19 protein-coding genes are annotated in these 24,424 nt (G+C 43.5%); 10 read left to right on the forward strand and 9 right to left on the reverse strand.

Translation table 11 applies throughout. The features are described from left to right. Positions 1-53: 53 nt before the first annotated feature. The 4 genes from murQ to mnmE form a co-directional block, all read right to left on the reverse strand. A complete protein-coding gene (gene murQ, locus HF312_07595; GenBank protein ID MCU7520068.1) occupies positions 54-983 on the reverse strand; it encodes an N-acetylmuramic acid 6-phosphate etherase in 930 nt (309 codons plus the stop codon). Continuing rightward, complete coding sequence (gene rsmG / locus HF312_07600; protein ID MCU7520069.1) at positions 980-1,660, reverse strand: 16S rRNA (guanine(527)-N(7))-methyltransferase RsmG; 681 nt, start codon at positions 1,658-1,660, stop codon at positions 980-982. The genes murQ and rsmG overlap by 4 nt, the downstream gene beginning before the upstream one ends. 21 nt (positions 1,661-1,681) lie before the next feature. Then, positions 1,682-3,559, reverse strand: coding sequence for a tRNA uridine-5-carboxymethylaminomethyl(34) synthesis enzyme MnmG (gene mnmG / locus HF312_07605; GenBank protein MCU7520070.1), 1,878 nt, complete (start codon positions 3,557-3,559; stop codon positions 1,682-1,684). Between the two features lie 112 nt (positions 3,560-3,671). After that, positions 3,672-5,033 carry a tRNA uridine-5-carboxymethylaminomethyl(34) synthesis GTPase MnmE gene (mnmE, locus tag HF312_07610; protein ID MCU7520071.1) on the reverse strand — a complete coding sequence of 454 codons (1,362 nt, stop codon included), beginning with the start codon at positions 5,031-5,033 and terminating at the stop codon, positions 3,672-3,674. A gap of 295 nt (positions 5,034-5,328) precedes the next feature. Here mnmE and clpB point away from each other — a divergent pair, with 295 nt between their 5' ends. Beyond that, positions 5,329-7,965, forward strand: a complete 2,637-nt coding sequence (gene clpB / locus HF312_07615; protein MCU7520072.1) for an ATP-dependent chaperone ClpB — start codon at positions 5,329-5,331, stop codon at positions 7,963-7,965. Between the two features lie 69 nt (positions 7,966-8,034). On the opposite strand, the gene HF312_07620 is transcribed toward clpB, so the two are convergent. The 3 genes from HF312_07620 to HF312_07630 all read right to left on the reverse strand — a co-directional run bounded on the left by HF312_07620 (position 8,035) and on the right by HF312_07630 (position 11,446). After that, the gene (locus HF312_07620; protein MCU7520073.1) at positions 8,035-8,550 is read right to left on the reverse strand and encodes a VUT family protein; all 516 of its coding nucleotides are present in this window, start codon (positions 8,548-8,550) and stop codon (positions 8,035-8,037) included. 132 nt (positions 8,551-8,682) lie between these two features. Further along, positions 8,683-9,855 carry an IS4 family transposase gene (locus HF312_07625; GenBank protein MCU7520074.1) on the reverse strand — a complete coding sequence of 391 codons (1,173 nt, stop codon included), beginning with the start codon at positions 9,853-9,855 and terminating at the stop codon, positions 8,683-8,685. A gap of 124 nt (positions 9,856-9,979) precedes the next feature. Next, a complete protein-coding gene (locus HF312_07630; GenBank protein ID MCU7520075.1) occupies positions 9,980-11,446 on the reverse strand; it encodes a peptidase M64 in 1,467 nt (488 codons plus the stop codon). Positions 11,447-11,717: 271 nt separating this feature from the next. On the opposite strand from HF312_07630, the gene HF312_07635 reads away from it, so the two are divergent. From HF312_07635 to HF312_07650, 4 genes are all read left to right on the forward strand, one after another. Continuing rightward, positions 11,718-12,272 carry a YceI family protein gene (locus HF312_07635; protein MCU7520076.1) on the forward strand — a complete coding sequence of 185 codons (555 nt, stop codon included), beginning with the start codon at positions 11,718-11,720 and terminating at the stop codon, positions 12,270-12,272. Between the two features lie 68 nt (positions 12,273-12,340). Further along, a complete protein-coding gene (locus HF312_07640) occupies positions 12,341-12,946 on the forward strand; it encodes a nitroreductase (protein MCU7520077.1) in 606 nt (201 codons plus the stop codon). Between the two features lie 101 nt (positions 12,947-13,047). Next, entirely contained in the window at positions 13,048-13,497 is a 450-nt protein-coding gene (locus HF312_07645; GenBank protein ID MCU7520078.1) for a MarR family transcriptional regulator, read from the forward strand. A 151-nt stretch (positions 13,498-13,648) separates the two neighbouring features. Then, positions 13,649-14,338, forward strand: a complete 690-nt coding sequence (locus HF312_07650) for a hypothetical protein (GenBank protein MCU7520079.1) — start codon at positions 13,649-13,651, stop codon at positions 14,336-14,338. 69 nt (positions 14,339-14,407) lie between these two features. Here the strand turns inward: HF312_07650 and HF312_07655 are convergent, their stop codons facing one another. Together HF312_07655 and HF312_07660 are read right to left on the reverse strand one after the other, a co-directional pair. Continuing rightward, positions 14,408-16,351 carry a PAS domain S-box protein gene (locus tag HF312_07655; GenBank protein ID MCU7520080.1) on the reverse strand — a complete coding sequence of 648 codons (1,944 nt, stop codon included), beginning with the start codon at positions 16,349-16,351 and terminating at the stop codon, positions 14,408-14,410. A 223-nt stretch (positions 16,352-16,574) separates the two neighbouring features. Then, the gene (locus HF312_07660) at positions 16,575-17,525 is read right to left on the reverse strand and encodes an SDR family oxidoreductase (GenBank protein MCU7520081.1); all 951 of its coding nucleotides are present in this window, start codon (positions 17,523-17,525) and stop codon (positions 16,575-16,577) included. Between the two features lie 428 nt (positions 17,526-17,953). Between HF312_07660 and dnaA the strand changes: the two genes are divergently transcribed. The 5 genes from dnaA (at position 17,954) to gyrB (ending at position 24,375) form a co-directional block, all read left to right on the forward strand. Continuing rightward, positions 17,954-19,381, forward strand: coding sequence for a chromosomal replication initiator protein DnaA (gene dnaA, locus HF312_07665; protein MCU7520082.1), 1,428 nt, complete (start codon positions 17,954-17,956; stop codon positions 19,379-19,381). Positions 19,382-19,819: 438 nt separating this feature from the next. Beyond that, a complete protein-coding gene (gene dnaN / locus HF312_07670) occupies positions 19,820-20,953 on the forward strand; it encodes a DNA polymerase III subunit beta (GenBank protein ID MCU7520083.1) in 1,134 nt (377 codons plus the stop codon). A gap of 22 nt (positions 20,954-20,975) precedes the next feature. Beyond that, the gene (locus HF312_07675) at positions 20,976-22,091 is read left to right on the forward strand and encodes a DNA replication/repair protein RecF (GenBank protein ID MCU7520084.1); all 1,116 of its coding nucleotides are present in this window, start codon (positions 20,976-20,978) and stop codon (positions 22,089-22,091) included. Then, on the forward strand, positions 22,084-22,368 hold the full coding sequence (locus HF312_07680; protein ID MCU7520085.1) for a DUF721 domain-containing protein: 285 nt from the start codon (positions 22,084-22,086) through the stop codon (positions 22,366-22,368). The genes HF312_07675 and HF312_07680 overlap by 8 nt, the downstream gene beginning before the upstream one ends. A gap of 45 nt (positions 22,369-22,413) precedes the next feature. Further along, positions 22,414-24,375 (forward strand): DNA topoisomerase (ATP-hydrolyzing) subunit B, encoded by a 1,962-nt coding sequence (gene gyrB / locus HF312_07685; protein MCU7520086.1) that lies wholly within the window; start codon positions 22,414-22,416, stop codon positions 24,373-24,375. Positions 24,376-24,424 lie beyond the last annotated feature (49 nt).

The following is a 24,424-nucleotide window of genomic DNA, read 5'->3' on the forward strand; positions in this document are numbered from 1 at the left end:
GAGCGGACACATAGCCCGCTCTTTAATAAAATGTTTTACTTTTATAAAATAAATTAAAACTTATCTTCAATAGCACGTCTTACAAATCCGTCGGCTTTTTCGAGCCTTATTTTAGCTTCCTCAGCTGTAACATTGGCCTTAAACATAACAAGAGCCGTCTTTACGTGTCCGCCTGCTTTCTGGAGGTATTCTGCGGCCTCATCGTAGCTGGCGCCTGTAATTGTCATTACAATTCTCTTTGAGCGTTCAACGAGTTTCTTGTTTGTCATCTGAAGGTCGATCATCATGTTCTCGTAAACCTTGCCCATGCGGACCATAGCTGTAGTAGTAAGCATGTTAAGAACAAGTTTCTGTGCTGTACCGCTTTTCATGCGTGTTGAGCCCATGATGACTTCGGGGCCAACGTAAGGGCACATGGCAACGTCAACTTCCTTGATGTTAAAATTCTCTCTCGGGTTGCAGGTTACAAAGAGCGTTTTGGCTCCCAATTCCTTGGCTTTTTTTACGGCGCCGACAACATAAGGGGTTCTTCTGCTTGCTGCAATTCCGCAGACAACGTCTTTATCTGTAACATTAGCTTTCAGGACGTCGTTGGCTCCGTTTTCCTCGTAGTCCTCAGCTCCTTCCTGTGCCCTGAACATGGCTTCTTTTCCGCCCGCAATAAAGCCGTCAATCATTCCAAAGGGTGTTCCGAAAGTAGGAGGGCATTCAGAGGCATCCACAACGCCAAGGCGGCCGCTTGTGCCTGCGCCGAAATACAAAAGTCTTCCGCCGTTTTTTAATGCTTTAACAATAATTTCAACTGCCTGCTCGATATAGGGTATTTCTTTTTCTACGGCAAGGGGCACCTGCTTATCTTCATTGTTAATAATTCTCAGGATCTCGCCGGTTGAACGGGCATCTATATCCATTGAATTCGGGTTTCTCTGTTCTGTTGTAAGGCTGGCAATTTCAGCAAACAACTTCTTGGTATCTGCACTCATTTGTTCAATTCCAGTAAAATTAATTTTTTTTCTTTTTCGTTTCTGACATTAGTCGGTTTATAATTTAATTCAAAGACTGTCAGCTTTCTTATGTGCGGTTTGTACTTTAATTCCGCCGCCCTGATCTCCTCTTTAAGATCACCGCCTTTTAAGGAGGCAAGAATTGTTTTTTCCTTTATCACAGGCATAGCGTATCTTAAAAGCATTGCAAGGGGCACTGTAGCGCGGCTTACAATCAGGTCGAAACAGCCTGTAAATTTTTCCGTAAATTCAGGAGCCTCAACCCTGCTGTTTACAGCCGAGGCATTACTTAACTTAAGCTTGCTTATAAATTCCTGGACGGCATCGATCTTCTTTGTTGTAGAATCAACCATTACGCCCTTCATCATCGGGCGCATGATAGCCAGGGGGATGCCGGGAAATCCGCCCCCGGTGCCTATGTCCAGAAACCTTGTACATTTTTCCGGTATGAAGTGCGAAATAAATGCCGAGATAAAAACGTGGTTTTCGACTACCGAAGCAGTATCCTTTCTTGATATCAGGTTTACCGCCTGATTTTTTTCAACTACCAGACTGGCATACATTGATAAGCGTTCTAACTGATAAGGATCAGCATTCAGGCCATTATCCCGGAAAAAGGAGCTTAATTGGTTATAATACAGCTCTTGATTTTCCACTGAACTCCACAACTTTAAAAATTAATGCCTCAAATATACTAATAAAATAGAAATATCTGAAGGGGTTACTCCTGAAATTCTGGAGGCCTGGCCTATTGAACGCGGCTTTACACGGCTCAGCTTCTCCCGTCCCTCGGAAGAAAGTGATTTTATTTGTAAATAATTAAAGTTTAAAGGAATTTGCATCTCCTCATACCGCTCCAGCTTTTCAACCAGTTCCTGCTGGCGCTTTATGTAGCCCTCGTACTTAAGCTCAATTTCCACCTGCTCTAATGCCGCGGGGTTATTCAGCAGTTCACCGATGCCGTTACGTTTTTCTTCCTCAACCAGCTCCAGAATCTCCTGAAGCTTCAGTTCAGGACGCTTGCAGAGCTTTGCAATTGTTTCTGTGGATTCAATAGGATCTGTATTCAGTTTTTCCAGGTAAGGGTTTACAACTTTTGCGTGGAGCTTGAATTCCCTGAGAAAATCCATATTTTTATTTATCAAAGCCTCGCGTTTTTTCATTTCGCTTAAGGTCTCATCGGGTATCAGTCCTAACCTGGCGCCATATTCAAGCAGGCGCCTGTCGGCGTTATCCTGCCTTAAGAGAAGCCTGTGCTCGGCGCGCGAGGTAAACATGCGGTAGGGCTCCTCTGTGGACTTGGTTACGAGGTCATCAATCAGAACTCCTATATAAGCCTCGCTTCTTTTGAGAGTGAACTCTCCTTCGCCCTTAATTTTAAGTGCAGCGTTAATTCCTGCTATAAGACCCTGCGCCGCGGCTTCCTCATAGCCCGAAGTGCCGTTGATCTGCCCGGCAAAGTAGAGCCCTTCAACAAGCTTTGTCTCAAGCGTCAGGTCCACCTGGTAGGGTGGGAAGTAGTCGTATTCCACAGCATAGCCCGGGCGCACCATTTCAGCTTCCTCCAGCCCCTTAACCGAGTGAATTGCTTCTAACTGGATCTCCTCAGGCAGGGAAGTGGAGAATCCGTTTACATAAATGAGGTCGCTGTCAAGTCCTTCCGGCTCCAGGAAAAGGTGGTGTGAATTCCTTTCCTTGAATCTCACTATTTTATCCTCTATGGAAGGGCAGTACCTGGGACCCACGCCGTGGATGACACCTGTAAAAAGAGGGGAACGCGAGAAACCTTTTTCCAGAATCTTATGTGTGCCTTCATGGGTGTTTGTTATGTGGCAGCTTACCTGCGGAAGCCTGGGGAATGATGCCAGGTCCGTTCTTAAGGAGAACGGCTTCGGCACTTCATCTCCCGGCTGCTCGGAAAGAATGCTGTAGTTAATGGAGCTCTTAAGGAGTCTTGGGGGTGTTCCGGTTTTTAAGCGTCCTGCCTTAAAGCCTAGCTTAATCATGCTCTCGGTTAGTCCCGCGGCAGGTTTTTCACCAAAGCGCCCGCCGCTGGTTGAGGTAAGTCCCGTATGCATGAGGCCGTTTAAGAATGTACCCGAGCATATTACGAGAGCCCGGCAGGCGATCTCTTCACCTTTTCCGGTGATGACTCCTGTCATCTTATTATTTTCCGTCAGAGCCTCAACTACGGTATCTTCCACTATGGTAATTCCGGGTATGGAAGTAATCACCCTGCAGGCTTCCTCCGAATAGAGCTTACGGTCTGACTGGCACCTGTGAGCCCAGACGGCCGGACCCTTGGAGAGGTTAAGTGTACGGAACTGAATTCCTGTCCTGTCAGCTATTAAGCCCATGACGCCTCCCAGGGCATCTATCTCATGCACCAGGTGCCCCTTGGCACTTCCTCCTATTGCAGGGTTGCAGGACATTCGTCCCATGGCATACCTGTCCATGGTGAGAAGCCCCACCTCAAGACCCATGTTTGCCCCTGCGGCTGCGGCTTCCACGCCTGCGTGACCACCGCCAACAACAATTATATCAAATTTTCTCAAAAATTAGTCCTTTTTGATGTTTCACGTGAAACATTAGTTCTATAGAAACGTTATTCATCTGAAAAAGTTCTTCTGCATAATACACCATGGAAAGATGCTTCCTCCCCGGGAATTATTTTCCTATGCAGAACTTTGAAAATAGATTATTAAGAATATCTTCCGTGGTAACTTTACCTATAATTTCCCCAAGACTGGTCTCGGCCTTTCTAAGGTCCACGGAAACAAACTCGCCGCTCAGGTTTTCCTTTAAGGATTCCTTTGCCGCAAGGAGGCTTTCTGCGGCATCTTCAAGCGCCTTATAGTGCCTCATGTTGGAAACAACGGCAGCGTTTTCCGTGTAGACTTCTGTGCCTATGGCCCTTTCCTTCATCAGGCGGAGGAGTTCATGGATCCCTTCACCTGTTTTTGAGGAAATAAAAACGTCTGCCTTAGGACCCTTACCAGGGTAGAGATCAACCTTATTGGTGACCCGTATAATCCTTTTATCTTCCGTTATAGTCCCGAGCTCCGAATAAAGATCTTCTGAAAATCCTGATTCCTCGTCACTGAGGAAAAGCACAAAGTCGGCATCCTTTACGGCCTGACGGCTCCGTCTTACACCTTCTTTTTCTATTACATCTTCTGTCAGGCGGATGCCGGCAGTATCTGAGAGCCTGAACAAAATTCCTTCGACAAAAATTTCCTCGCTTATAACATCCCTGGTCGTACCCGGAATCTCGCTTACTATGGCGCGGGATTCCTTAAGGAGGTAGTTAAGCAGGGAGGACTTTCCCACGTTAGGCTTTCCAACAAGCGCGACATTAATGCCGTCCCTGATTACCTTGCCGAAAGAATAAGTGCCAAGGAGTTTCCTGATCTCAAGCACAATCTCATCGATCTTCTTAATGATCTGGCTCGTGTTCATGAACTGGATATCTTCTTCGGCAAAGTCGAGCTCAAGCTCGATCAGGGAAGAAATGTTAAGAAGGGAAGTCCTGATGAGTTCCACCCTGGAGGAGAGTATGCCATCTAACTGGTTGCGAGCACCCCTTAGGGCGGCATCGGTCCTGGAGTTAATAACATCGGCTACGGCCTCAGCCTGCGCCAGGTCAATTCTTCCGTTTAAGAAAGCTCTCTTTGTAAACTCTCCCGGTTCAGCAAGCCTTATGCCCTGGTGCAGGAGGGCTTCAACAATGCGGCTTGCAACAAGGGGACTTCCGTGTGAACTTATCTCCACACTGTCTTCACCTGTATAGGAATTTGGGCTGCGGAAGACTGAGATGAGCACGTCATCAATCGCTTCACCCCTGGAGTCCACAACTTTGCCGTAATGGATCGTGTGGGATGGGGAGCCTGAAACAGGCTTTTTACCCTGAAAAACCTTGTCGGCAATTTCAAAGCTTTTAGCTCCGCTAACCCTTATAACCGCAATGGCGCCAACACCCATCGGGGTTGCAATTGCGGTAATAGTGTCTTCATTCAAGTTATTTAACATAGGTATTAAAATTAAAGATAAGGGCGTATAAACTCAACGCTAATTTTACCCCATGTCCTTTATTTCACGGGTTTTTAAATGTTTCACGTGAAACATTTTTCTTTAGTTTTATATATTTTTTACTTTTCTAAATCTTGCCGGGACAAAAGGACAGGGATTTATTTAAGCCGAAATTTTGTTCTTATTATTAGAAATTAAAAATACAATGAGCACACGGCAACATACGGAAACTCATTGATTTTATTTTGGTATAATAGTTAATTTATTTATTGAAATAAGAGCGGATAAAAAAATTATGGCATTTAATTTTAGTAAACTGACAGTTAAGGCGCAGGAGATAATCCAGAACGCGCTTGAGATCGCTCAGAATTACAATAATCAAATTATTGAACCTGAGCATCTGCTTGCTGCAATGATTCAGGATGAATCAGGCATTGCAGTATCCTTCATGCGTAAAGCAGAAGTAAACATAAATCACCTTAAGCTTAAGGTAAATGAGCTCCTTGAAAAACTTCCTAAAGTTTCCGGCGCCGGCGCCGGGAACCAGCAGATTTCAGGGCAGACGGCACGCCTCCTCGATCAGGCGGCTGAAGAAGCAAAGAACTTAAAAGATGAATTTGTTTCAACCGAACACCTCCTTCTTGCACTTGTTGACGGCGACGGCAAGGCAGGGCAGCTATTGCGCGATTACGGCGTTAACCACGACACGCTTCTTGCAGCCTTAAAAGATATCAGGGGAAACCAGAGGGTTACATCACAGAACCCCGAGGACACATACCAGGCGCTGACAAAATATGCACGCAATCTGAACGACCTTGCAAGATCAGGAAAACTGGATCCCGTTATAGGGCGCGACGAGGAGATAAGACGGGTACTTCAGGTCTTGTCGCGCAGGACTAAAAATAACCCTGTGCTGATAGGGGATCCCGGTGTGGGTAAAACTGCAATAGCCGAAGGCATTGCACACAGAATTGTGAGCGGCGACGTACCTGAAAATCTTAAGACTAAAAAAATCATGGCCCTCGACTTAGGAGCACTCGTTGCAGGTACACAATTCCGCGGGCAGTTTGAGGAAAGGCTTAAAGCTGTAATAAAAGAAGTACAGGATTCGAATGGTGAAATAATACTATTTATTGATGAGCTCCATACGCTTGTTGGAGCAGGCGCAGTGCAGGGATCAATGGATGCGGCAAACATACTTAAGCCCGCACTTGCAAGAGGAGAGCTTCATGCAATAGGAGCAACAACTCTGAATGAATATAAAAAGTACATCGAAAAAGATGCAGCTTTGGAAAGACGCTTCCAGCCTGTGCTTGTTGGTGAGCCGTCAGAGGAAGACGCGATATCAATATTAAGAGGACTCAAGGAACGCTACGAAGTCCACCACGGCGTAAGAATAACCGACGCCGCAATTGTAGCTGCAGTACAGCTTTCAAACAGGTATATAACAGACCGCTTCCTGCCCGATAAGGCAATTGACCTGATTGATGAAGCGGCTTCAAAACTCAGAATTGAAATTGATTCAATGCCAGAAGAACTTGATAATGTTGAACGCAAAATCAAGCAGCTTGAAATTGAAAAGGTGGCCCTGGAAAGGGAAAAAGATGAAGAGTCATCGCGCAGAATATCAGACATTAACCGCGAAATGAGCGGGCTTACAGAAGAAAGAAATAATCTTAAAAGCCACTGGCAGTTAGAGAAAGATAAGATTCAGCAGATACAGAAAATGAAGAGCGAGATTGAAAACGCAAAGCTTCAGGCCGAACAATACGAGCGCGAAAGCGATCTGGGAAAAGTTGCAGAACTAAGATACGGCACAATTGCAAGCCTTGAGAAAAAATTAAAACAGGAATCGGCACAGCTCTCGGAAATCCAGCACCAGCACAAAATGCTGAAGGAGGAAGTTGAACCCGAAGACATCGCAGAAGTAGTAGCCAAGTGGACAGGCATACCTGTTCAGCGCATGCTTGAAAGTGAAAGGAGCAAGCTCCTCAGAATGGAAGATGAACTCCACAGGAGAGTAGTGGGGCAGGAAGCTGCCGTCATTGCTGTTGCAAACGCCATCAGGCGTTCACGCACAGGACTGCAGGACGTTAACCGCCCAATAGGATCGTTTATATTCCTCGGCACAACAGGCGTCGGGAAAACCGAACTTGCAAGAGCTCTAGCTGAATTCTTGTTCGACGACGAGCACGCAATGGTAAGAATTGACATGTCGGAATATATGGAGAAGTTCTCGGTCTCAAGACTTATTGGTGCACCTCCGGGATATGTGGGATACGAAGAAGGAGGACAGCTTACTGAGGCCGTAAGAAGACGTCCATACTCTGTAATACTTCTGGACGAAATTGAAAAAGCGCATCCTGATGTGTTTAATATTCTTCTTCAGGTCTTAGATGACGGACGCCTTACAGACAACCAGGGAAGAACAGTCAACTTCAAGAATACAATTATCATCATGACTTCAAACCTTGGAAGCCATTTGATACAGGAAAAACTGGAGACGATGACGGAAGAGAATGCGTCGTATGTGCTGGATGACCTGAGGGTAAAACTTGTGGACATGCTGAGAAAAACCATAAGGCCGGAGTTCTTAAACCGTATTGATGAAGTAGTACTATTTAAGCCGCTGCTTAAACCGGAGCTCCGCCGGATTGTAGACATACAGCTTGAAAAGGTAGACAAGATGCTCCATGATAAAGACATTCACATTACTGTTGACGATGAAGCAAAAGACTGGCTTTCTACAATAGGCTACGACGTCACCTACGGCGCAAGGCCTCTTAAAAGGACGATACAGAATTACCTTATCAATCCTCTTTCCACGCAGCTGCTAATGGGAACCTTCCAGGCGGGGGATACAATTGGGGTAACCTTGGGAGACAGAGGCAAACTGGAATTCCACAAACAGGAACCGGTAAAAGAGGTATAATATAATCAACAAAAAGGCCGCTAACTTAAGCGGCCTTTTTTAATACAGAATATTTTAACCTAAATATATTTAGTTTGAAGATTTCTCTTCAGCCAGCTCTTTACTCCTTTTGTGCTTATTCAGCAGAAGCGACCAGATAAACCCGCCTCCGATTTTAGCCGTGAACTGCCCCATTATAACCCACGGCATTATGTGGCCGAAAGCAAGAGTAGGGAACAAGAACGAATCCATAAGAGAGCCTGCCAGGTTCGATCCGTTGGATTTAACCATGAAAGACCTGCTTAAAAGTTTCGAATAAATAAATGCATCCGCAAAGGCTGCAACTGCAAACGATACGACGCTTGCAAGGGCAATGGGACCGGCGTTCCTGTTAATTATATAGGTAAGAGCGGAACCTCCTGCAATTAAAAGAAACATTTTAAGCCACAGGTTATTTCCCATCCATTTTTCATGAAGCCTGTCGCGCAGTGTAAGATCCAGGCCGATTAAGAAAAACGCATTTATGGGCGTTGAAATAGGACCGAACCAGAGCACGGTCATATTAGCCAGAACAATCGCAAATAAATAAACTATAATTGAAAACATATATAATATTACTTTTTAAAAATAAAGAGCTAAACTTATGAATTCACAAAGATAATTAAAAGCACCAAAATATTAATATACAAAAACAAATCCACCGCTTTTTAAGCATTATTCAGTATCACTACTGTCCGGTTATAAGTTGAATAAATTCAACTGGTTAGCCGGATCATGGTTAAAATTTGTGTAATCGATCCCGTTTACAAGCTGTAAAATCGGGGTTCTTTCAAAAATTGACACACTTAAAATCTGTAGAAAAGTGTAAAGTGACAAATTGATTTTAAGCTTTTTCTTTACAATTGCAACCAGAAGATAAATGCTGACTGCAATCCAGATTTGAGTCTTTACAGCATTTTCACTTGTTCCATAAAATGATTTTATTCTTAAATGCTGTTTAATCCATTTGAAGAAAAGCTCTATCTGCCATCGTTCTTTGTAAAGTTGAGCTACAACAAGGGCCTTAAGAATAAAATTATTTGTCAGAAACGTAAGGTTCTTTTCTGTCTTTTCATCAAAGTATTTTATTCTTCTTAGTTTATCTGGATAATGAATAGAAGAATAAAATCCTGAAAGTGAAATCGTCTGATCACAGATAAGTCCGGTCTTACGGTCAACTGTGTTCGAATAAATTCTCCTGAAATCAAAATTAGTTTTGGCCCTTGTTATAAAAAATGCATGACTTAGATTGAGGTTATATAATCTTTCAAAATCAATATAGCCTCTGTCCATGATGTAATAAGCTCCTGGTTCAAAGGGCAGTTCATCTAAGATGTTGACTTCATGAACAAGGCCCGTTGTAACCTTTATAAATGAGGGTATATTGCCATTAAGGTCTAAAAGAGTATGCATCTTTACTGCTCCTTTGTGCTCGCGAAAGTGAGCCCAGGGGAAGAGTGATAAACACAGGTCAATTGTTGTTGCATCAAGAGCATAAACAGTTGAATTCAGTTCGGAAATAAATTCATTGTCATCTTTATAAAGGTCACGTGCATGTGTAATAAGCACATGGGCAAAATCCTGATATATTCTGAAGTCTCTTGTTTCATTTGCATCAGAGATTGTGCTTCTGGATATTTTACTCTTTATTCCCATGTGATATAGTTTACTTTGCATTGCTCTTAAACATGTTTCAATGTCACGAAGACTTTCACGGTATGTAAGCTGTGCAAAAGCCATGACCAGAAACTGTTCCCAGCACGTAAATGATTTTACCTTGTAATTACCTTTATATCGATTGACACATTTTTGAAATTCATGAAAAGGAACATAGTCGATCAACTGAGAAAATACTGTTTTGCCATTATTCACTTTTGATGCTCTTCTTAATAATTCTTTGAAAAGCATCAAATTAAGCAATTTTCAATTCAAATCGGGAACGACTAATTTTCCTTCTATTTTATTAAATTACAAGTAGTTACGGCGTTTTAAAAATTCAACGTCCGGACACTACTGATTCAGTATAATGCTTAATTACATTTACTACCGCTTCATCGCAAACCCTGCAGAAGGGCTTGTTTCCCTTGCTGAACATAAGGCAGTCGAGCATGGAGCGGTAAAGTCCTTTTGAAGCGTAGCCTGCGCCTTCGAAGGCCCCGACTTTACCCCAATACCTGCTTTCCTGAAGGTACTTATCGGTTCTGTCTGCACTTACTTTTGAAAGCTTCTCTGCTTCATCTTCCACTTTAGCCACCTCTTTTTCAGGAGCACCATTGCGTTTCATTTCTGCAATTTTCTGGTTCAGTTCGCGTCTCACCTTCTGGTATGAAAGGTCCAGGCTGTCGTAGCCCGATTTTTCCCATGGAGTAGGAATTTCAATTCCGGGAGTAATTAAGGACTTCCACTTTAAGTCCTGCGGGTTTAAGAGCGCCGTAATGTTAGGCTCAACCGGTTCAACTCCCTTGGGGTAGAACTCATTATATGCCACGTCAGAAGTGTAGTACTCATCGGCCAGCCCGGCAAAGGAATGCCCGAACTCATGCAGGAATACATATTCATGCCACTGGTTGTCTGTAGTAAATGTGCAGAAGAGATTATATATGCCTCCGCCCCCGTAGCGCTTGTGGTTAACCATTATATAGATGGCGTCATAAGGCACGTGGGCTGCCATGTCGCGCATCGACTTATTGTCTTCCGTTAAAAGATATCGCTCAGAGCCAAGCGAGTAGAATGTAGAATTAAGGACAGTATTCTTAAATGAGAGGTGATCCGGCTCATCTGAGCCGCTTTCTTCAGAAGGCTTAAAGACACCGTAAAAATTAAAATCACTCTTGTGAGTCTTATAAGGCTCTTTATTAAAGAAAATGTCCGAGAACTTTTTAAGGTCACGCCTGAATTTCTTCTCCTCCTGTGCCGTATATCCCTCGGCAAGAACAACAACATCCACCTTCGTATGCGGGTCGCCGTTATAGACCTGTTTTACAACCTTAACGCTTTTATCCATTGGCTCCTCGCGCAAGATCGTCCAGTCCTTAGGGTCAATTACCTCTTCAAAGAAGGGCTTCAGCTCATTTTGCCTGTTCCTTACTTCAACAGTAAACCTGATCTTATTTTTAGGAAATGGCAGGAGTGCCGATTCATGGTAGGTCTTTTGAATTCCTTTAAGGGCCTGGTCGCCTGTTTTATATTCGCCGAAGTAGCTGTCGAAGCCTTTGGAGAAGATGAGGCTTCCCGAGGCCGCGTCATAAACCTTATAATAGTATTTTCCGTTATTAAAGTTATCAATCAGGTTTTTCCTGCTCCCGGCCCAGATCCCCTGCTGAAAAATCCTGTCCACGGTTACAATTTCACTTTTCGAATCCCCTATATGAAAGTAGTCCACCCGCATAGTCTTATCAATAAAATAGTCGTCAAACTTAACGGCGTCCTGCGCTCTTAAAAGAAGGGGGGCAAAAAGAAACATCAGCGGCAAAAAGTATAAGTACTTCATTTTGTTAGCTCCTCTTAAATAATTGGTTTATTAAAATTAAAGAAAAGAATTCAGAATAGGGAATACTTCATGAGCCTTGTCTTACAAATTATAACCGGATATTCTTCTCTTGTTTTTGAGTCCCAGGTTTTTAATTTCAATTCTGAAGAGAAAAATCTTTAACGAAATTATTATGTGTGGAAACTTTAAATGTTACAACATTTGTTTTAATTACAACAAAGTCATTTAACAAGGAGGAAAAAAAATGGAAGCTACAAAGAAAGAATCGATCGTCGGAACCTGGAACCTGGACAGGACACATACAAGAATTCAGTTCTCGGCAAGGCATATGGTAATTGCACACGTGGCAGGAGAGTTTAAGGACTACGACCTCAAGATGAGAGTTAAAAATGAAAAATTTCAGGACAGTGACATCGAATTTACAATTAATGCACAAAGCATAGACACCGGAGTAGCTGACCGCGACACGCACCTTAAAAGCGAGGATTTCTTCGGCGCGGAAAACTTTAAGGAGATCCGCTTTGTAAAGACCTCGATTGAAAAAATTGACGACGAAAACTTTAAGATGAGAGGCGACCTGACAATAAGGGACGTAACAAAAACAATAGACCTGGACGTCACCTTCGGCGGACTCATCATGGATCCTTACGGGAACCTGAGGGCAGGCTTTAACGTAAAGGGAAGCTTAAACCGCTTCGATTACGGGCTTAAGTGGAACGCCCTTATTGAGACGGGCGGAGCAGTAGTGGGTAAGACAATAACTATCAACTGCGACGTTGAAATCGTAAAACAGAAGTAATTTAGTAAGTAAGAATTGACCTCACGCGGGATAGCAGCTCTATCCCGCAGAACTTTAAGAAAGGCACCATGGTACACGATTTAATTAAGAAACGATACAGCACGAGAACTTTTTCTGAAGAACTGATCGACGGCGACGTAATTCTATCGCTTTTTGAAGCAGCCCGCTGGGCGCCCTCGGGGGGAAATGAACAGCCCTGGAGGTTTATTATCGCGGGTAAAAATGACCCGGAAAACTACTGGAAAATTTTCAGCTCTCTTGCCGAGGGAAATAAGGTCTGGGCTAAACATGCACCACTCTTAATTGTGGGCGTAGCAAAGCTGGACCGCGGCATAGACAAAAAGTTAAACAAGTATGCGTTCTACGACCTTTCGAGCGCGGTGACAAACCTGACGCTTCAGGCGACATCCAGAAACCTTTATGTCAGGCAGATGGGGGGATTTAATCCTTTAATATTAAGGGAACTCTTTGACATCCCTGAAAATTTTGAACCTGCAATCGTTTTTGCTGTTGGCTATAAATCGGAAGAAAGCGACTTGCCTGAAAACCTGAAGGTGAGGGAAAACGCTCCAAGACAAAGAAAGCCGTTAAGTGAAATTGTATTCAGCGGAAAATTCGGAACGCCTGCCAGCCTGGAGCCGGAAAAGATTGAAGTTCCACAAAAAGAGGAATAATGAAATTGAATAAACTGATTATTGACATTACTGTGTAATTTAAGAAAATTATTATGATGAACGAAGATTTAGAATTAAACGGCATCCGGTTAAAAGAGCAAATGCGTTTAGAAGAAGAAATAAAACAAAAACACTTTTCCAGCCAATACCATAAGGCGCTGGTAAATATTATATATACAAACAACTGGATTGCCTCACAGCAGACGGATATACTGAAGCCCCACGGCATTACAATGCAGCAGTATAATGTGCTCCGTATACTGAGGGGGCAGCATCCAAATCCTGCAACCATAAAACTAATCAAAGAACGCATGCTGGACAAGATGTCTGACGCTTCAAGAATTGTAGAAAAGCTGAGGGCAAAGGAGCTCGTCGAAAGAACCATTTGTCCCAAGGACAGACGGAACGTTGACGTAATGATAACTCCAAAGGGGCTGGAACTCTTAAAAAAAATAGATGCTATGGAGCACCTGCTGGAAGGAAGGCTTTCTACTTTGGACCATGAGGAGGTACAGAACCTCAACCACCTGCTGGACAAACTGAGGGGATAAGACAAATCCGCAATAAACCTCATTGCCGCGAACAAAATATCACTGGCTGCCTCTTGACAGGGAGCTAATTTTATCCCTAAAATAGGAAAGATGTTTTAATTTCTTTTTTGTATCTTAACGCCGGAATTTAACAATTATTAATGGAGAACAGATGAAACGCTCTTTAATCGTATTCCTGGCTGTGGCGCTCTTAAGCCTCACGGCATGCAGTAAAAAAGAAGATTCAAAACCTGTCTCGGCCCAGGGGGTCCACACAGGTAAAGTTATAGATAAAATAAACGCTTCAAATTACAGTTACCTTCAGCTTGAAGAAAACGGAAACACTTACTGGATTGCCGCTCCGCAGATGCAGATAGAAAAAGGGGAGACGGTACAGTTTGCAAAATCGATGGAAATGAAGAACTTCCACAGCGAAACCTTAAACCGCACGTGGGAAACAATACTCTTTGTCTCCGACGTCGCTAAAAACGGTCAGCTTGCACAGCCTACCATGGGCGCCCACCCGCAGGTAAAAACCGATCAGGAACAGGTTAAGGTCGATCCTGTAAAGGGCGGAAAAACTGTAGCCGAAGTTTACGCACAGAAGGAATCCTTAAGCGGCAAGCCTGTTACTGTACGCGGCAAGGTTGTAAAATATAACGCCGGCATTATGGGTAAAAACTGGATACACATACAGGATGGAACAAACAGCCAGGGCAACTATGATCTTTTAGTTACCAGCACCGATGAAGCCCAGGTGGGAAGCGTTATTACAGTAGAGGGAAAAGTTTCTGTAAACAAGGATTTCGGGGCAGGGTATTCATACTCCGTTTTACTTGAAGACTGTAAAGTAAAAAAATAATTACTTTTGGGTTTTTATTAAGCGCCTTTTGAGGGGATGAAAAGTATTCCCGTCATACAGGCGCTTTTTTTATTTTAAGTATTCCCCGGGCACAGTAAAACGGAATGTGCTTCCTTTTCCAATTTCACTCTCAACGCTGATCGTGCCCCCGTTCATCTCCACAAACTCACGGCAAAGGACAAGCCCCAGCCCCGTTCCTTTTTCCTTTTCCGTTCCCTCGCGCGTCATCGTTTCATCTATCCTGAACATACGCTCAATGTCATCCTTGTCTATGCCGATCCCTGTATCCGATACACTGACCTCAACATAAGGCGAGGCCTTCCTTGCTGAAATTCTGATTTCGCCGCCGGAAGAAGTAAACTTAATTGCATTTGAAAGCAGGTTCCTCAGAACGCTGTCCATCATGTCCTTGTCGGCAAAGAGGCTATACTGCTGATCGGGGCTACAGAGGATCTTAATGTTTTTCCGGGCGGCATTCATATTGTATACGTTCAGTATCTCGTCTAAAAGATCATTGAGGCTGAAAAGAGCGGGAGCGAACTCCATCTTGCCCGTGTGAATCCTCGCCCACTGAAGGAGGTTTTCAATGAGCTTAAGGAGGCTGTTAAGCGATTTATATATTCTGAATGAAAAATCCTTTATCTCATCGGGAGTGAGTTCCTCGATGTGTTTGTACATGTATTCCGAAAAGCCCAGCAGGGCAGAAAAAGGACTCCTTAAGTCGTGCGCCACGATGGAGAAGAACTTGTCCTTGCTCGTATTTAATTCCTTAAGCTTCTGGTTCAGTTCATTCATCTCGCGGGCATTGTTCTCTAAAGTAACCTTGTTTGCCTGGAGTTCATCCACATACTGCTGAATCTGAATCATGGCCTGTTTGCGTTCTGTTATGTCGGTTACAACAGAAAGCATCTGCGGTTCGCTTTCAATATTCAGTACCGTCGCCTGAAGGAGGCCTGTTGCTAAGTCTCCCGACTTAAGGCGGAACTCAAATTCCATATTACGGATTTCCCCGTTTTTTTCAATCGCCTTATATATATTCCTCCTGTCCGAGGGATTTGCAAAGATATCGACTTCTGAAATTCTGCGGCCAATTATTTCCGTTCGGCTGTAACCTGTAATGCGCTGGAAGGCCTCATTAATGTCTATGTAGCGCCCGTCAGCCATGGAGGTTATAACAATAGCCGAAGGGGACTCCCTGAAGATGGTCCTTAGCCTCTGCTCCGAATCCAGGAGTGCAAGCTCTGTCTGCTTTCTTTTTGATATGTCCTGAATTACAGAAAGAAAGTACTTTGGAGCCTCGGGGCTTTCCTCTACAAGTGAGCGCGTCAACTGGCACCAGACGTACTGGCCGTTTTTATGCTGGTAGCGTTTTTCAATTGTGTAGGTTTTTGTCTTATATTTAAGCAGGAGGTCTATATTTCTTGCGTCTTCCGGCAGGTCATCAGGATGCGTCATCTTAAGGCAGTTCATGCCGAGGAGTTCGGCGGGGCTGTACCCCAGAATATTACTGAGCTTCTCATTAACCCTCAGCCAGTCGCCCACGAGCGATACGTGTGCCAGCCCGACGGCTGCCTGGTCGAATGTCGAGCGGAAGCGTTCTTCGCTGCGCCTCAGCTTTTCGTCAATTCTTTTTCTTTCAATTGCATAACGGATGGAGCGGATTAAAATGTCAGGGTCAATTTCAGATTTGACCAGGTAATCCTGCGCTCCGGTCTTAACGGCCTTAAGCCCAAGTTCCTCGTCATCAAGACCTGTCATAATAACAATGGGAATAATAGAATTAATGGAGTGAATTTTCTCCAGCGTCGAGAGCCCCATGCTGTCGGGCAGCCCGAGGTCCAGAAGTATGAGGTCAAATTCTTGGCTTTTCAGGAATTCTATTCCTGAGGCCAGATCCGAAGCATGCCTTAGTAAACAGCCCGGGGATTTAACTTCCTTCAGCATTTCCTTTATCAGACGCACGTCACCCGGATTATCCTCTATCTGGAGGATACTTATTTGCTTACGTTCCATGAAATTTCCGTCTTATATATAAACGAACATTATTATTCAATGATTTCCGGAAAAGATACTGGACACGTGCAAAAAGAAGGAGACAAAAAGGAAGATGAAGAACCTCTTGGGGAATTGTCATCTTCCTTTTTTAATTTTTCCGTTTTCAGAAATTCTTTCTCTATAATTAATAAAGCAGATTTTCCGAAATAAAAAAATACGATTAAATCCGGAGGGATGAATTTCAGGCCTTTTCCTGGCTGAATTCATTTACAAAGTAGGATATTGTTTCCTTTAGGCCGTCAATAAGGTTGAACTCAGGCTTAAAGCCCAGGCCTTCAACGGTATCCTTTATTGAGGCCAGGCTGTGCTTTATGTCGCCGGGCCTTTCAGGCTCAAAAACGATCCTGCTCCGGCTTCCTGTTTCTTTAATTATAAGTTCAGCAAGCTCCTTTATAGTAATAGACGCCCCGTTTGCAACATTAAAGACCCCGTGCGCCTGAGGGTTCGCTGCCGCAATGACGTTTGCATTTACAACATCCTTAACAAAAACAAAGTCGCGTGTCTGCTCTCCGTCGCCATAAATTGTAATCGGTTCATTTTTAAGCGCCTTGCTGACAAATATGGGAATAGCTGCTGCATACTGGCTCTGGGGGTCCTGCCTGGGCCCGAATACATTAAAGTATCTTAAGGAAACCGTCCCCAGATTAAAGCTTTCCCTGTACATTTCCAGGTAGTACTCGCCGTCAAGTTTTGTAATGCCGTAGGGACTCTTGGGCATAGGGCGCATTGTAGTAAATTTCGGGCTTTCGGGATTATCGCCGTAAACGGCCGCAGAGCTCGAATGGACGACTTTCCTTACATTATGCTGCCTTGCAGCCTCAAGCACGTTTAGAAGCCCCAGTACGTTAATCTCAACGCATTCCACGGGCTTCACTACCGATTCAGGTACAGAAATCATTGCGGCCAGGTGATGGACGTAGGTTGCACCCTCAAGAACAGAAAAAACAAGATCCCTGTCTGTTATGCTTCCGCGGTGAAAGTTTATTTTTGGAAACAGCGTCACATTCTTCAGGTGGCCGCTCCTCAGGTTATCTATGACGTGCACATCTGCACCCCTGGCAATCCAGTACTCGGCAATATGACTTCCTATAAAACCGGCTCCGCCGGTAATAACCACCTTTAAGTTATCCACATTCAAGTTATCCACATTTTACCCCGATATTTTTGTTATGAATGTACTTCCGCTTTTAAGAAAGATCAAAGCATGAAATATATAAAATTTTATCTTATTCCGGCATAATGACTTAGAGAATTTTCTTAATAATTAATTTGCACAGGCAGAAAAATCTATCTATTTTTCATTCCCCCAAAGAATGTTAATAAGTGTGGATAACTTGTGAATAACTTTTTAACGTGAAACCGTTTCACATACTCAATGATACACAGATCACATTTTGAAAATGTGGATAACTGTGAGTGAAACCAAGAGAGTGTCTGTAAATGCTTATTTTTCAATAACTTAACTTTTCCACATTAATGTGGATAACTTGTTGACAATTTGTGGGGGATTGTGGAAAAACGCCAGAATCTTTAGAATTTTCAATTTTTAACCCATTTTAAATGTTAATAACTATGAATAATGCTGAAAACTTTGCTACAGAAGCCGTAAGTAGCGATCCTAAAATAATTTGGAAAGAATGCTTAAAAGTCATCAGGGAAAACGTCCCCCTTATAACCTACAATACGTGGTTCCTGCCCATCAAACCTCTTCACCTGGATAACCTGACATTAAAGATTCAGGTGCCTAACAACTTCTTTATAGAGTGGATTGATGAGCACTATAACACCCTGATAAACAAGACCATAAGGCAGATAATAGGCTCTGAGGCAAAGCTCGCTTATGTGATCTCTGAGGAGAACGAAGTGCCCGAGATAGAACTCGGACGGGAAACAGCCCCCGAAAAACCGGAACCGGTTACGCATGCTGCTCCCGAACAGGATAAAAAACCTCCTTTTGAATCTTATTTGAACAGCCGCTACACTTTTGACAACTTTATAAAGGGGGAGGGAAACCAGCTTGCCCGCGCTGCAGCTATTGCAATTGGGGATAACCCGGGCGAAACATCCTTTAACCCTTTGTTTATATACGGGGGCGTAGGGCTTGGCAAAACACACCTCATGCAGGCAATTGGAAACAAAATATTAAGCAATTACCCACAAAAAAGGGTTATTTACCTCTCCAGCGACATCTTTACTGTTGAATTTGTTGAAGCCATACAGTCAAATAAAGTAAATGAATTCTCCAACTTCTATAAAAGCATGGATGCCCTCATAATAGATGATATCCAGTTCCTCATAAATAAAGAAAAAACGCAGGACTTATTCTTCCATATTTTCAACACACTTCACCAGTCGGGCAAGCAGATCATACTTTCCAGCGATAAACCCCCTAAAGACCTGAAAGGCCTGAATGAAAGGCTCATTTCGCGCTTCCAGTGGGGCCTTACAGCTGACGTTCAACCGCCTGACTTTGAAACCAGAATAGCCATATTAAAGAAAAAAAGCGAAAACTACGGAATAAGCCTTTCTCCTGAAATACTGGAATATATTGCAATTAATATCACATCCAACATACGTGAACTTGAAGGCTGCCTGATAAAGCTCCTGGCAAACGCTTCACTGAGCTCAAAAGAGATAAATATTGAGCTGGCAAAGAAAACTGTCCGTGAGATTGCAACCGACAGGAAGGTTAATATTTCAATTGAATACATTACCAAGATTGTCTGCGAGACACTGAACGTTGAAGAAGACAAGCTGAGGGACAAAAACCGCAAAAAAGAGGTCGTACAGGCGCGCATGATTGCAATGTACCTGTCCAAAAAGCTCACAAAGTCGTCCCTAAAGACAATTGGGCTCCACTTTGGGGGAAGGGACCACTCAACGGTAATTCATGCCTTTTCGAGCATGGAGCAGATGATGGATGAAGACCAGACGCTGAAGGAGACCGTGGATACGATAAAGAACAAAATAGAGATGAGCGTATCCTAAAAAAAAAACGGCCCCTGCGGGGCCTGAAAACGGGGTAGAGGAGGGCTTATTCTACCCAAAAACAGCCCCTGGAAACTACCCCGAAACAAGTGTTCTTTTAATGTGGATTTCCACAAAACTTATGTGGACAAGCTGTGGATAAACAGTGGAAATGGTGTGGATAAAACACCCCTTATTCACACAGTGTTAATTACTCAAAGTTAGCCTGAAGTTGTCCACATTTAAAAACGTTTAAAAACGCGGAATTTGAGCCGAATCCACGGCATTTTGAGTTATCCACATATTAACACTATTATTAAATTTATTAATTATTTTAAAAACATAAATAATAATAAATATAAGCCTGTGGATTGTTGATAACACGACTTAATACCTCACGATTCGCATTGAAAGTGAGGTTAAAAAATGATATTTTTACACTTTAATTTGGAGAAAAAAATGGAATTTAAGGTAAACAGTAAGTCACTGGAAAAACTGCTGACGAAAATAATTCCGGCCGTCCCAAACCGCACACCTATGCCTATCCTGGAGAACTTTTTATTCGACTTAAAGGACGGATTGCTTACCATTTATGCTACCGATCTGGAGATAGCCTTAAAATCATCATTAAACGTAGTAACCGAAGAAAATATGAGGCTGGTTGTACCTGCACGCCTCCTTTTTGATATAGTCCGTTCACTGCAGGAAACTACCATAATTTTTGACATTTCCGGCAGCGGAAAAATAAACTTAAAGACCGATAATGGTGTTTACACTATTAGTTATCTCATGCCCGAGGAATTTCCCGATATACCCGCTTTCCCGGCCGGGGATATTGATACAGAACGCATAGGAGAAGTGGACATTACGGGAGGTGAACTGAAAAAGGCAATTGAACAGACCTCATTTGCAATGAGCAAAGAGGATATGCGCCCGGCAATGATGGGAACCCTCCTGGAATTTCAGGATGACGGTCTCAGGTTCGTTACCACAGACGGCCACAGGCTGGTTAACCTCTTCAAGAAAAACATCAGCCTCCGCTTTAACGAGCAGTATATAATTCCTGAAAGGGCTATTTCAGTTTTGGTGAAAATTCTGGATGAAAAAGACGTAAAAATGCTCTTAAGCAAGACACACATCTCTTTCAGGGTCGGCGACCTGGAGTTTATAACAAGGCTCATCGGGCAGAAATACCCCGACTACAGGAGCGTTATTCCTCTTGAAAATGAAAACAAGATGAAGATTAAGAATCAGGACCTGCTTTCAACCGTAAAAAGAATGCTCCTGTTTTCACCTTCAAATTCCAGAAAGGTAAAATTTGCCATATCAAAGGACAACCTTGAGGTTTCAGCCGAGGATCTGGACCTGGGTGCCTTTGCAAAGGAAAACATACAGTGCGAGTATTCGGGCGAACCGATGGATATAGGCTTTAATTCGGCGTATGTAAATGACGTCATAAGCCATCTTTCAGGCGAGGAAGAGATTACCTTCAGGCTTCATTCTCCAACAAAGGCCGTTATAATTGAGCCCGTGAAGAACAGGGAGAACGAGGAACTGATGATGCTTTTAATGCCTGTTCGCTTAAACAATTAAATTGTAAATCCGCCGGAGCGGAATGAAATTAGAATCCATACTGCTAAAGAATTTTAGAATTCATTTAGATACACAAATTGAGTTTTCTAACGGTATAAATTACATAGTAGGAGGAAACGGACAGGGGAAGACTTCTATTTTAGAGGCGATCTATTATTTGTGTACGACCAAGGGGTACAACTCTGTTACCGACAGCGAGGTTGTAAACTTTAATGACAATTACTTTGAGGTCAAAGGTACATTTAAGGGCCTGACTGATAATAACGTCAGAGTATATTATACGGCACCGGATAACAAGAAGTATTTTTTTGTGGATGGCAAACAGGTCTTCCGTGCGGCAAACGTTATCGGAAAGTACCCTGTTGTAATTCTGACTCCCGAGGATCACTCCATAACACAGGGATCCCCCGGCGACAGAAGAAAATTTATAGATTCTGTAATCTCTCAGTCCAGCGAAACATATTTGCAGATTCTTCTGGAATACAACCGTACACTGCGCCAGAGATCCTCTCTTTTATCCCAAATTAAAGAAACCCGGGACAGAAGTTTATTCGGGCAGCTGGATGCCTGGTCGGAAAGGCTTGCCGAGGCGGGCTCTGAGATCATAAAACACAGGATCAGTTTCCTGGAAAGCTTTAACGTCTACGTGGAAAGTTCTTACAAAAATATCATGGGAAGCCTGGAAAACCCGACGGTACTTTATCAGTACCTGGACGGACTTGCAGATGGAGTAAATGTTGAGGCAAGGTTTCTGGAGCTCTTAGGTAAAAAGCGGGATGATGAAATCAGGCGGGGCACTAACCTGGTCGGGCCGCACAGGGACGACTTTGATTTCAGCATCAACGGGGTGAATTTGAAAAAATACGGCTCGCAGGGGCAGAATAAAACATTTCAGATTATGCTGCGCTTTGCACAGTTTTTTTATCTGAAAGACAGCCTCTCAAGAGTACCCATTTTTCTCATGGATGACGTCTTCGGAGAGCTCGACACACTGAGGGCTTCTAAGATAAGCGAGTACCTCAGGCACGTCGGGCAGGCGTTTGTAACGCTTACAGATTTTTCAAATTTTTCCTATTTAACTAAATCGGAAAACGACATTTTAATAAAAGTTAAAGACGGACAGGCCACATATGCCTGATGCAAAAAGTTTTTCGGAAGTTTTTCAAAAAGATGAAACTTTAGCCAACTTAAGAGCATTTATACAGAGTGCGGAGGTCGTTGATAAGTTCTATGAACTATTTCCCGACCTTAAAAAGCTGGCAAAGGCAAAAAAGGTAGACAAGCAGGTTCTCTATCTCAAGGTCGAGAATTCGGTCTTGAGGAGCGAACTGAAATTCAGGCAAAAAATAATTATAGACAAGATAAACTCCCACTTCCACAAGGAGCTTATTAAGTCAATAAAGTTCGTTGCTTAAAAAGAAGTACAGTAATAACTAAAAGGTGTAAAATTGGCAAAAGAAATGGCAGAAAATAGTTATACGGCAAAGAATATAAATGTGTTAAAGGGACTGGAAGCCGTCCGTAAAAGGCCAGCCATGTATATTGGCGACGTGGGCGCAAGAGGCTTTCATCACCTGGTGAATGAAGTGGTTGATAATAGTATTGATGAGGCACTTGCCGGTTATGCTGACAGTATTGTAATTACAATTAATAAAGACGAATCCGTTAGTGTTATAGATAACGGGCGCGGTATCCCGGTTGATTTACATCCCGAGGAAAAGAAGTCGGCGCTTGAAGTGGTTATGACCGTGCTTCACGCAGGCGGCAAGTTCGATAAGAATTCCTATAAGGTCTCAGGCGGTCTGCACGGCGTTGGTGTCTCTGTTGTAAACGCCCTTTCGGAATGGCTTCAGGTTGAAGTAAAATTAAACGGCAACATTTATCAGCAGGAGTACACACGCGGGGTACCAAAATACGACGTTAAGATCGTAGGTAAAACCAAAAAGGGTGAGACAGGCACAAAGGTTACATTCTTACCAGATAAGGAAATATTCAAGAACCAGAAGTTCAAATTCGACACCCTTACAGAAAGAATGATGGAACTGGCCTATCTGAACAAGAATATCAGCATCCAGATCAAGGACGAACGCAACGGAGGCGAGGATATTACTTATCACTTCAAGGGCGGAATCATTGAATTTGTGAAGTACCTTGACGAGGCCCGTGAGGCACTGCATAAACCTGTTTATGTTGAAGGTGAAAAGGAAAACACTCCGGTTGAAGTGGCTTTCCAGTATAACGATACATATTCTGAAAATATATTCTCATACGTAAATAATATTAATACACACGAAGGCGGAACTCACCTCGTGGGCTTTAAGTCGGCTCTTACGCGTACGCTCAACAACTATGCTGCAAAAAATAACCTCATTAAAGAAGGCAAGATCACGCTTTCAGGTGACGACTTCAGAGAGGGGCTGACAGCGGTAATTTCGGTAAAAGTAGCAGAGCCGCAGTTTGAAGGACAGACAAAAACAAAACTCGGAAACGGCGAGGTAAAGTCTGTTGTTGAATCGATAGTAGGAGAAAAGCTGGCTGAATTCCTGGAGGAAAATCCTTCTGTAGGCAAAAAAATAATTGAAAAGTGCCTTAGGGCCGCAGAGGCCAGGGAAGCTGCTAGAAAAGCGCGTGACCTCGTAAGAAGAAAGAATGCACTCGACAGCATGCACCTGCCGGGCAAGCTTGCAGACTGCTCTATTAACGATCCCGAACACTGCGAAATGTATATAGTTGAGGGTGACTCCGCAGGCGGCTCTGCCAAGCAGGGACGCGACAGGCGCTTCCAGGCAATCCTGCCTCTAAGAGGCAAGATCCTGAACGTCGAAAAAGCAAAGCTGAACAAGATACTTGAAAACAATGAAATCAAGACCATCATTGCCGCAATAGGCGCGGGTATTGGAGGCGACTTTAACCCCGAGAAAGCGCGCTACGGCAAAGTGATAATTATGACGGATGCCGACGTGGACGGAAGCCATATCAGAACGCTTCTTCTGACCTTCTTCTACCGCCACATGAAAGAGCTCGTGACTTCAGGAAGAATATTCATAGCTCAGCCGCCCTTGTATAAGATCAAGAAGGGAAAGGAAGAGCAGTATGCATATGACGACGAAGAAAGGGATAACATATTAAAACGCTTTAAGGGTAACGGCTCTTCAAACGACGGACAGGACGGCGAAGAGCTTGCAGCCGACGGTTCACCAAAAGGCGTACTGATATCCCGCTATAAAGGTCTTGGAGAAATGAATCCCGAGCAGCTCTGGGCTACAACAATGAATCCTGAGACCAGAACGGTCCTTCAGGTAAACCTTGAAAGTGCCGCAGCAGCCGATAAGATATTTGAAACTCTTATGGGAGATGCTGTTGAACCCAGAAGGGAATTCATTGAAAGGAATGCAAAGTATGTCCGCAACCTGGACGTATAAATTACTAATTAGCAAGTTGTAATTAGTAGGCAGTAAAGAGTTAAGATAA

It is taken from the genome of Ignavibacteria bacterium, assembly GCA_025612375.1.
Taxonomy (GTDB): domain Bacteria; phylum Bacteroidota; class Ignavibacteria; order Ignavibacteriales; family SURF-24; genus JAAXKN01.

Coding starts and splice junctions, on each gene's coding strand:
- murQ (MCU7520068.1), bottom strand. CDS start 983: ATGAGTGCAGATACCAAGAAGTTGTTTGCTGAAATTGCCAGCCTTACA.
- mnmE (MCU7520071.1), bottom strand. CDS start 5,033: ATGTTAAATAACTTGAATGAAGACACTATTACCGCAATTGCAACCCCG.
- clpB (MCU7520072.1), top strand. CDS start 5,329: ATGGCATTTAATTTTAGTAAACTGACAGTTAAGGCGCAGGAGATAATC.
- HF312_07620 (MCU7520073.1), bottom strand. CDS start 8,550: ATGTTTTCAATTATAGTTTATTTATTTGCGATTGTTCTGGCTAATATG.
- HF312_07630 (MCU7520075.1), bottom strand. CDS start 11,446: ATGTTTCTTTTTGCCCCCCTTCTTTTAAGAGCGCAGGACGCCGTTAAG.
- HF312_07635 (MCU7520076.1), top strand. CDS start 11,718: ATGGAAGCTACAAAGAAAGAATCGATCGTCGGAACCTGGAACCTGGAC.
- HF312_07640 (MCU7520077.1), top strand. CDS start 12,341: ATGGTACACGATTTAATTAAGAAACGATACAGCACGAGAACTTTTTCT.
- HF312_07645 (MCU7520078.1), top strand. CDS start 13,048: ATGCGTTTAGAAGAAGAAATAAAACAAAAACACTTTTCCAGCCAATAC.
- HF312_07650 (MCU7520079.1), top strand. CDS start 13,649: ATGAAACGCTCTTTAATCGTATTCCTGGCTGTGGCGCTCTTAAGCCTC.
- HF312_07655 (MCU7520080.1), bottom strand. CDS start 16,351: ATGGAACGTAAGCAAATAAGTATCCTCCAGATAGAGGATAATCCGGGT.
- dnaA (MCU7520082.1), top strand. CDS start 17,954: ATGTTAATAACTATGAATAATGCTGAAAACTTTGCTACAGAAGCCGTA.
- dnaN (MCU7520083.1), top strand. CDS start 19,820: ATGGAATTTAAGGTAAACAGTAAGTCACTGGAAAAACTGCTGACGAAA.
- HF312_07675 (MCU7520084.1), top strand. CDS start 20,976: ATGAAATTAGAATCCATACTGCTAAAGAATTTTAGAATTCATTTAGAT.
- HF312_07680 (MCU7520085.1), top strand. CDS start 22,084: ATGCCTGATGCAAAAAGTTTTTCGGAAGTTTTTCAAAAAGATGAAACT.
- gyrB (MCU7520086.1), top strand. CDS start 22,414: ATGGCAGAAAATAGTTATACGGCAAAGAATATAAATGTGTTAAAGGGA.